The sequence below is a fragment of the Corallococcus sicarius genome (assembly GCF_003611735.1).
In the GTDB taxonomy this organism is placed as follows: Bacteria; Myxococcota; Myxococcia; order Myxococcales; family Myxococcaceae; genus Corallococcus; species Corallococcus sicarius.
This window is the reverse complement of the sequence record NZ_RAWG01000680.1, coordinates 1-707: the sequence shown is the minus strand read 5'-3', so window position 1 is coordinate 707 and position 707 is coordinate 1. Positions and strand designations below refer to the sequence as shown.

The window sequence follows — 707 nt, the reverse complement described above, 5'->3', positions numbered from 1 at the left end:
CAGCGCATGGCCGGCCACCTGGGCGTGTTGCTGGAGGCCATCGCCACGAAGCCGGACACCCGGCTCGCGGACCTGCCGCTGCTCACCGACGCGGAACGCCAGCGACTCCTCGTCGAATGGAATCCGCGCACGGCGGAGACGGAGCGCGAGCCCAGCATTGCCGCGATGGTGGAGGCGCAGGTGCGCCGTACTCCGGATGCCGTGGCCGTCATCACTCCGGAGCGGCGGCTGACGTACCGTGAGCTGGAAGCACGGGCCAATCAGCTCGCGCACCGACTGCGGGGCCTCGGTGTGGGGCCGGAAGTGCGCGTGGGCCTCTGCGTGGAGCGCACGGAAGACCTCGTCATCGGAGCGCTGGGCATCCTCAAGGCCGGCGGTGCCTACGTGCCGCTCGACCCCAGCTACCCGCGCGAGCGGTTGGGCTGGCTGCTGGAGGACGCGCAGGGGCCCGCGCTGGTGGCGCACTCGCACCTTCTGCCTTCGTTGCCGGAGCATTCCGCCACGCCGGTGTGCCTGGACACGGACGCGGAGCTGGCACTTCAGCCCACCACGGCCCCTGCCGTGGATGTGTTCCCCGGTCATCTCGCCTACCTCATCTACACGTCGGGCAGCACGGGCCGTCCCAAGGGCGTTGCCATCACCCAGGGCAATGCCGTCGCCTTCCTGCACTGGGCCCTGGCGACGTACTCGCCTGAAGAGCTCAAGGG

1 protein-coding gene is annotated in these 707 nt (G+C 70.4%); it reads left to right on the top strand.

Annotated features, from left to right (window positions below; all coding sequences use genetic code 11):
* Positions 1–707, top strand: a 707-nt coding sequence (locus tag D7X12_RS41670) for an AMP-binding protein (protein ID WP_147444015.1), incomplete at both ends; no start/stop codon positions are given.